The following is an 8,158-nucleotide window of genomic DNA, read 5'->3' on the forward strand; positions in this document are numbered from 1 at the left end:
CCTGGCGAAGCGGCTCGGCCCGTCCGCCTCGTCCCCGCCGTCCGGAACACCGGCTACCCAGGCCGTCTCGTCGCGGCCGGGGCCGTGGCCGCCGGTGCGGGTGGCGGCCGGCTTGCTGCCCGCCAAGCCGTCCCAGAGGGCTTGGCGGCCCCATCCGTAGCCGGTCACCGCTCCGATTCCGCTGATTCCGCAGTGCTGCACGCTCATCGCCCTCCTGTCGGCGAGTCCTCGCCCACCGGGTCGTCGGCGGGCATCGCGCCCGGGGACCGTCTCGACGTCGGGTCGAACCGTACGGTGCCCGGCCACTCGGCAGCGTGAAGAAAAAACCGCGAGATCACTACCAAATGTGCTCGTCGTCGCTCATTCATAAACCCACAAAGACTAAGATCGTTCTCCAGTGAACATCCGCTATCGCTGTATGTATTCAAATTCGCGGTCTTCCCGGGCATTCCGAAGATCGGGCCCCGGCTGCTGCGGCCGGTTGGCGCAATGGAATCGTGGGAACCCCTGGGCCGATCGGGTCAGGACGAGCGACTTGCGCAGTGCGCCAGTTCGTCGTGGACTCGGGGAGTGTCCAGCCGTGCCGGGATGTCCCCGAAGTCGCAACTGGACTGATCATGGAATTCGATCCGCGCGCGAGCCGGTCCCCGGACGATCTCGACCAGCAATTCCTCGATCTCGCGCTCGCCGTGCACAACGCGGTCGGCTGGTCGATCGAGCACGCAGGCGCGGACGTGGCGTGGATGCCGGGCATGGACGAGCTGCTGGGAATGGCCGGTCGCGCCGAGCGCGACGTGCAGGCCCGGTTGCTGGAACTGCTCGAACCCTTCCGGGCAGGCGCGGACACGACCGCCCGGGGACAGGAGCTCGACCTGGAGCACCAGGTCTCCGGCCCGGACGGGGAAGTCCGGGTGCTGCACTTCCACGCCCGCCCGACGGGCCGGTCCGGCGGGCTGATCGGGCTCGTCCGGGACATCACCGCGCTGCACCGGGACAGGCGGGCGCTGGCCGATCTCGCCGGGCGCTACCGGCTGCTGGTCGAACTCAGCCCTGATGTGATCCTGGTGCACCAGCACGAGATCATCAGGTACGCCAACACGGCCGCGCGCACCATCCTCGGCGCCGACTCCAGCGAACAGCTCGTCGGGCGCGACCTCACCGACATCGTCGCCCCGGCCACCATCCCGGAGATGCGCGAGCGGATCCGGTCGCTGACCTACCCCGGTGCCGCCACCGCGCGGTCGCAAGCCGACCTGCGGCGCCTCGACGGCGTCCCGGTACCGGTGGAACTGGTATCGGTGCTGACCAGCTGGGAAGGCGCACCGGCGCTGCAGGTCGTCGCCCGCGACGTCACCGCGCAGAAGGCGGCCGAGTCCACGCTGCGCTACCAGGCAGCGCTGGTGCAGCACGTCAACGACGCGATCATCGCGACGGATCGCCAAGGGCTGGTCACCAGCTGGAACCCCGCTGCCGAGGAGGTCTACGGGGTGACCGCGCAGCAGGCGCTGGGCAGGCACGTCGCCGAACTCGTCGGCGCACCCCTGCAGCCCGCCGAGGTGCTCGCCATCGGCGGCGCCACCGAGACCCGGCACCGCCGCAGCGACGGTTCCGCGCTCGTGATCCGGCTCTCGGCGGCCGAGATGGGTTCCGGATACGTGCTCGTGTGCGGCGACGAAACCGCGCGGCGGCGCGCCGAGCAGGACTTCGCCACCGTGGTCGACGCGCTCGACGAAGGCGTCATCGTGGTCGGCCCGGACGACGTCGTCGAGTCTGCCAACCCCGCCGCCGGGCGGGTGCTGGGCGCGGACACGTCCGCGATCGTCGGCTCGTCCATCGATACGTGGCGCCTGTTCGACGAGACCGGGACCGAGCTGCGGCCGGACGAGGACCCGTCGCGGACCACCCGGCGGACCGGGCGACCGCAACGCTGGCGAGTGCTGCGCCTGGAGCGCTCGGACGGGCACGGGGCTTGGCTGGCGGTGAACTCCAGGCCGCTGAACCCGCTGGAGAACCCGCTGCGCCGGGTGGTCACCTCGTTCACCGACATCACCGAGGCCCGGGCCAACCGGGAACGCCTGCAGTACGAGGCCAACCACGACCCGCTGACCGGGCTGGTCAACCGCACCCGGGTCCTGCAGCACCTGGGAGCGCCGCGGGAGCCGAGGCCGCTGGCCGTGCTGTTCCTCGACCTGGACAACTTCAAGCGCATCAACGACTCCCTCGGCCACGCCACGGGCGACGAGGTGCTGCGGGTCGTCGGGGAGCGGCTGGTGCGCACCGCGCCCGACGAGGCGCTGGTCGGCAGGCTCGGCGGCGACGAGTTCGTCGTCGTGCACAACGAAAGCGCCGAGGCGGTGCTCGGCGAACTCGGCGAACGGCTGCTGGCGACGCTCACCGAGCCGATCCACGTGCAGGGCAGGCGACTGCACGTCGCCGGGAGCATCGGGGTGGTGGTCTCCCGGCCGGGCGATGCGCGCGTCGCCCAGGACGTCCTGCGCGATGCGGATGTCGCGATGTACCAGGCCAAAACGCGCGGCGGCGCCCGGTGCGCGTTCTTCGGCGTGGAGTTGCGGGAACGCGTGCAGCGCAACATGGCGCTGGAACAGGATCTCCGCCACGCCGTGGAGCAGGACCAGCTCTGGGTCGCCTACCAGCCCATCGTGGATGCGGCCAGCGGGCGCACGGCGGTCGTGGAAGCGCTGCTGCGCTGGGCGCATCCGGTGCACGGGACGGTCTCGCCGGGCGAGTTCATCCCGCTGGCCGAGGAAAGCGACCTGATCGACCACATCGGCGCGCACATGCTTCGCGTGGCGGCCCGCCAACTCGCCGCCGAACGCCGCCGCCACCGGATCGACCTGCGGCTGAACGTGAACCTCTCACCCCGCCAGCTCGAAGACCACCGGCTTCCCGAGCTCGTGCGGCAGGCGCTGGCCGAGTCCGGCCTGCCCGCGCACGCGCTGTGCTTCGAGATCACCGAGCACGCGCTCATCCACGACCCGGATGCGGCGAACCGGATGCTCAACGGCCTGCGCGAGCTGGGCGTGCGGCTGGCCATCGACGACTTCGGCACCGGCAACTCCTCGCTGGCGCAGCTGTGGCGGCTGCCGGTGGACACCCTCAAGATCGACCGGTCGTTCGTGACCGAACTCGGCGAGTCCGACCGGCTCGGGGTCATCGTCACCAGCATCGTCGCCATGGCGCACGCGGTCGGTCTGGAGGTGGTGGGCGAAGGCGTCGAGACGCCTCGCCAGCTCCAGCTGCTGCGCGAACTCGGCTGCGATCAGGTGCAGGGCTTCTACTTGGGCAAGCCCGCGCCGCTCGCGGAACTCCTGCCCTGATCCGCGGTCACGACAGGAACCGCCGCACGATGCGGTTGCCGAACCCGTAGCGCACCAGCGAGTCGAGGTTGCGGACCACGCTGGGCGTGTAGGGGTACCAGATGTTCTCCTTCTTCAGCGGCCAACGGCTCAGCAGCAGCGGCTGGGGATGGGTGAACCCGCGCAGCGCGTCGGTGCCGTTGACCTGCCCCAGACCGCTGTCCTTGCGGCCGCCGAACGGGGCTTCGGCGACGCCGTAGATCACGGCCGCGTCGTTGTGCACCACCGAGCCGGTCGTCAGGCGCGCCGCGATCTCCCGGGCCCTCCTCGTGCTCTTGGTGAACACGCTCCCGCCGAGGCCGTACGCGCTGTCGTTGGCCCGGCGCACCGCTTCCTCGTCGTCGCGCACGCGCATGATGGCCGCCACCGGCCCGAAGGTCTCCTCCCGCATGATGTCCATGTCGTGCGCAGCGCCGACGACGACCGTGGGCTGGAAGTACAGGCCCTCCGCGGACCCGCGCTCGCCGCCGACGGCGATGGTGGCGCCCTTCTCCCCGGCGTCCCGGACGTGCCGGGTGACCACGTCGAGCTGCTTGTCCGAGAACAGCGGGCCCATGTCCTTGTCGCCTGCGCCGTAGCTGATCGCTGCCGCTTTTTCCCGCACCAGGCGGACGAATTCGTCGGCGACCTCGTCGGCCACGTAGATCCGCTCGACGCTGAGGCAGACCTGACCGGTGTTGAACATCGACAGGTACACCGCGCCGTTGGCGGCGCGCTCCAGATCGGCGTCCGCGCAGACGATCATCGCGTCCTTGCCGCCCAGTTCCAGGGTGCACGGGATGAGCCGCTGCGCGCTGCGCGCGGCGATGGTGCGCCCGGTGGGCACGCTGCCGGTGAACGAGATCTTGTCGACCTCGCCGTCGACCAGCGCGGCGCCGGTCTCACCGTCGCCGTGCACGACCTGCACCAGGTCTTCGGGGACGCCGGCCGCGTGCAGGATCCGCACCGCCCACTCGGCCGATCGCGGAGTCATCTCCGAGGGTTTGAGCACGACTCCGTTGCCCGCCAGCAGCGCTTGGACCACGGGGTTCAGCGACAGCACGAAGGGCGCGTTCCACGGCGTGATCACGCCGACCACGCCGAGCGGCTGGTAGTGGATCCGCAGCTTCTTCAGCGGGCGGATGTAACCGTGCACCTTGCGGCGCTCGTCGCGCAGGTCCCGGTGCGCCCGGCTGCTCCAGTGGTTGAGGAAGTCGCAGGCGGGCACGATCTCGATCGCGAGCGCTTCGGCGCGCGGCTTGCCGGTCTCGGCCTGCAGCGTCGCGATGATCTCGTCCCGGCGCGCGACCAGTTCGTCGACGGCGGAGCGCACGATCGCGGCGCGCTCCTTGACCGGCCGGGCCGCCCAAGCGGTCTGCGCCGCCCGCGCGCGGCTGATCGCCTGGTCGACGTCGTCCTTGCTGCTGATGTCGAGTTCGCCGACGCACTGCTGATCCACCGGACTGTCCAGGCGCAGGCGCCGGTGCCCGTCGGTTGCGCTGGGGAGCGGGTTCACGATGGCCATCGGCTTGCCTCCGGGGACGGCGCGTGCGGGCGGGTCCGCCGCACGCGAGCTGGAGCCGCCAGCGGCTGCTGGCCTATATAACAGGTTCTAATTCAGCAGCGGCGTTCGCTGCACGAGCGGCGTCGTGGCATATCCGCGGACTGTAGAGGCGCGGGTACGGCAGTGCAAGGCTCGTTTCGCGGTCGTCCGGGTTTTCCGGTTCGGTTCAGATCGCCGCCGGATCGCGGTGCGGAGCGCGCGCTGCCCATGGACAGTCGTTAGAACGAGTTCTACTCTTCGTCGGGAGATCGCGTCGCTGCACGCGGACCGACGGAGAAGGGCGCCAAGATGTCTCAGGCTGACTACGTCGTGGTGGGCGCCGGCAGCGCGGGCTGCGCGGTCGCGCGCAGGCTCGCCGAGAGCGGATCATCCGTGGTCCTGGTCGAAGCGGGGCCGCGCGACGACCGGGGCCCGCTGAAGAGCCTGCTGAGCATCCCGGGCGCCATCGCGCCGCTGCAGTCGACCCCGCAGCTCAAGAAGCACTTCGACTGGGGCTACAAGTCGGTTCCGCAGTCCGACGCGTGGCAGCGGGTGATCCCGCAGACCCGCGGTCGCGTGCTCGGCGGGTCCAGCTCGGTCAACGGCATGCTGTTCGTGCGCGGCAACCGCAAGAACTACGACGACTGGGCGGCCGACGGCTGCAAGGGCTGGTCCTACGACGACGTGCTGCCCGCGTTCAAACGGCTCGAGGACTGGGAGGGCGGCGAGTCCGAGCTCCGCGGCGGCGGTGGTCCCATCCGGGTCCGGAAGGTCCGCGAGCTGACCGGCGCCGCACGCGACTTCATGGACGCCGCCACCAGCCGCCTCGGCGTGCCGCGGATCGACGACTACAACGGCGAAAGCCAGGAAGGCATCGCGCCGTTCCAGCTCAGCGCCGATCGCGGCGTGCGCTACTCGTCGTCCAAGGGCTACTTGCACGACGACCGGCCGGGCAATCTGGTGGTGCTCACCGACGCCACCGTCGCCAAGGTGGTCTTCAGCGGTTCGCGCGCGACCGGCATCGAGGTCGCCGACAAGCGCGGCAACAAGAAGGTGATCAGCGCAGGCCGCGAGGTGGTCCTGTCGGCGGGCGTGTTCGGCTCCCCGCAGATCCTGATGCTCTCGGGCATCGGGCCTGCCGAGCACCTGCGCTCGCACGGCATCGAACCGCGCTCGGAGCTGCCGGTCGGCGACAACCTCCACGATCACCTGTTCGTTCCGGTGTCGTTCCGGATGGACTCGGCGCTGCGCAAACCGACCGCCTCGTACTTCGCCCGCGGCCTGCTGCGGGAGTGGTTCCGGCCGGGATCGGGATGGGCTGCGGGCTCGCAGTTCGAGGCGTCCGGTTTCGTGCGCACCTCCTACGCCGGTTCCGTGCCCGACTTGCAGCTGCTGAGCCTGTACTGGGTCTACCCGATCCCGAACCAGGACGCCGACAAGATGGTCCGCCCGCCCACCAGCAAACCCGGGCAGAGCGTGTTCCCCACGCTGATCTACCCGCAAAGCCGCGGGACCGTCCGGCTCAAAAGCGCCGACCCGACGGCGGCACCGCTGATCGACCCCGCGTACCTGAAGGAGCCGCAGGACACCGAGGTGCTGCTGGAAGGTGTCCGGATGGTGCGGGAGACGATGGCGGGCGTCGGGGACAGCCAGGGCGAGATCGGGCCGGGCGAGCAATACCGCGACGAGCAGGAGATGCGCCGGGCACTGCCCAACTTCGTGCACAGCGTCTACCACCCGGTCGGCACCTGCCGGATGGGTGCGGACGAGCGGGCGGTGGTCGGCCCGGACCTGAAGGTTCGCGGCGTCGAGGGGCTGCGGGTCGCCGACGCCTCGGTCATCCCCTCCATCACCGGTGGCAACACGAACGCTCCGTCGATCATGATCGGCGAGCGTTGCGCCGAGGAGATCCTGAGCTGACGGCCGTCGTCGGCCCGGAAACGTGAAAGTGCCCGGCCCCACGCGGGACCGGGCACTTCGCGTCGCCAGCGGGTGGCTCAGCTGCTTTCGCCGATGGTGTTGGTGGCGGACGACTCACCGGCGTCGCCGCCCTGACCCGCGGTGCAGGTTCCGTTGATGCCGCAGAGCACGTTCAAGCCGACCGCGCCGCTCCCACCGGCGCCACCGGCACCGGATTCGGCCGAGACCGGCGGCGCGTCGTCCGCGGCCGCGAAGGCGGTCGATCCGACCCCGCTCAGCGCCAGGGCCAGCGCGGCGGCACCCGCAATTCGAGTAGCAGTGATCATGGATGTGCCCATCGTCGTCGGGCTGATCGTTCCAGCGGGCCGAGCGGTGCTGCGAGTCCGCGATCTCGGCCGCTGGATCGCAGACGATCGCAGCGCGCGTGCCAGTGCGCAGGATGTGTCGCCGCAACGGGACAACGAGCAACACCTTCGGTGGACGATCCGGGGCGAGCCCGCGGCGCCGAGTCCTTTCCGACCGCAGGTGGGCCGGCCCCGTCGGGACCGGCCCACCCACGCCGTCGAACCCCTCAGCCGTGCCTAGCCCTTAGCCGCCGAGCGAGTGCAGCGCGTCGAGACCGCCCACACCGGAATCGATCTCCACTTGGTCGTGCTCGCCGCCCGAGCACAACATGATCGGGTCGTCGTTGGTGACGTCCAGCGCCGGCGTCCCGATCCCGCCGCCGTCGATGCACTCGTGGAAGTCCACGGCCCCGGCGGCCCCGGCCGATCCGAGCATGGCCGCGCCGACGAAACCCGCGGTGACAAGGATTTTCTTCGTGGTGAGCACTGTCGTTCTCCCTCCCCTAGGCGTACGACACCGTGCATCGGCAGACTCCCGGACACCGGGCTCGTCCGCCCGCCGGAATTCCCGCCCGGGCGAAGGACGCTCACCCACATCGCTGTTCGTCCACGTCGGACCGCCCCGCGACGGCCAGGTCGCTCAGCGCCCGCGCACGGGAGCGCCCCACGCGGTCTGCTCGCGCAGCTGCCGCTTCAGCAGCTTGCCGCCGGGGTTGCGCGGGAGCGGTTCGGTGCGCACGTGGACGTACTGCGGGATCTTGAAGTCCGCGAGCGAGGCGGCGAGGTGGTCCAGCACCGCGGGCACCGAAAGCCGCTCGTCCTCGGACGCGGCTACGACGACGGCGCCCACCTTCTCGCCGAGCACGTCGTCCGGTACGCCCACCACCGCGGCGTCGGCCACACCGGGCGCGCTGGCCAGCGCGTGCTCCACGTCGACGGAGTACACGTTCTCGCCGCCGCGGTGGCTCATGTCCTGCGCGCGGTCGACGACGTGC

At 70.7% G+C, this 8,158-nt stretch carries 5 protein-coding genes and 2 pseudogenes; 2 read left to right on the top strand and 5 right to left on the bottom strand.

The window, feature by feature from the left end; translation table 11 throughout:
- A pseudogene (locus IJH84_RS10865) lies at positions 1-207 on the bottom strand (3-oxoacyl-ACP synthase); the annotation flags it as partial.
- 410 nt (positions 208-617) lie between these two features.
- On the opposite strand from IJH84_RS10865, the gene IJH84_RS10870 reads away from it, so the two are divergent.
- A complete protein-coding gene (locus IJH84_RS10870) occupies positions 618-3,338 on the top strand; it encodes an EAL domain-containing protein (protein ID WP_295143506.1) in 2,721 nt (906 codons plus the stop codon).
- 7 nt (positions 3,339-3,345) lie between these two features.
- On the opposite strand, the gene IJH84_RS10875 is transcribed toward IJH84_RS10870, so the two are convergent.
- The gene (locus IJH84_RS10875) at positions 3,346-4,881 is read right to left on the bottom strand and encodes an aldehyde dehydrogenase family protein (protein WP_295143509.1); all 1,536 of its coding nucleotides are present in this window, start codon (positions 4,879-4,881) and stop codon (positions 3,346-3,348) included.
- 327 nt (positions 4,882-5,208) lie between these two features.
- On the opposite strand from IJH84_RS10875, the gene IJH84_RS10880 reads away from it, so the two are divergent.
- A complete protein-coding gene (locus tag IJH84_RS10880) occupies positions 5,209-6,819 on the top strand; it encodes a GMC family oxidoreductase (RefSeq protein WP_295143512.1) in 1,611 nt (536 codons plus the stop codon).
- A 77-nt stretch (positions 6,820-6,896) separates the two neighbouring features.
- Here the strand turns inward: IJH84_RS10880 and IJH84_RS10885 are convergent, their stop codons facing one another.
- The 3 genes and pseudogenes from IJH84_RS10885 to IJH84_RS10895 form a co-directional block, all read right to left on the bottom strand.
- Positions 6,897-7,145: a hypothetical protein gene (locus tag IJH84_RS10885; protein WP_295143515.1), complete on the bottom strand. Its 249-nt coding sequence runs from the start codon at positions 7,143-7,145 to the stop codon at positions 6,897-6,899.
- Between the two features lie 262 nt (positions 7,146-7,407).
- The gene (locus tag IJH84_RS10890) at positions 7,408-7,650 is read right to left on the bottom strand and encodes a hypothetical protein (RefSeq protein ID WP_295143518.1); all 243 of its coding nucleotides are present in this window, start codon (positions 7,648-7,650) and stop codon (positions 7,408-7,410) included.
- A gap of 153 nt (positions 7,651-7,803) precedes the next feature.
- Positions 7,804-8,158 (bottom strand): annotated as a pseudogene (locus tag IJH84_RS10895) (hypothetical protein); the annotation flags it as partial.

The sequence above is a fragment of the Saccharopolyspora sp. genome (assembly GCF_017434145.1).
GTDB classification, from domain to species: Bacteria; Actinomycetota; Actinomycetes; order Mycobacteriales; family Pseudonocardiaceae; genus Saccharopolyspora_C; species Saccharopolyspora_C galaxeae.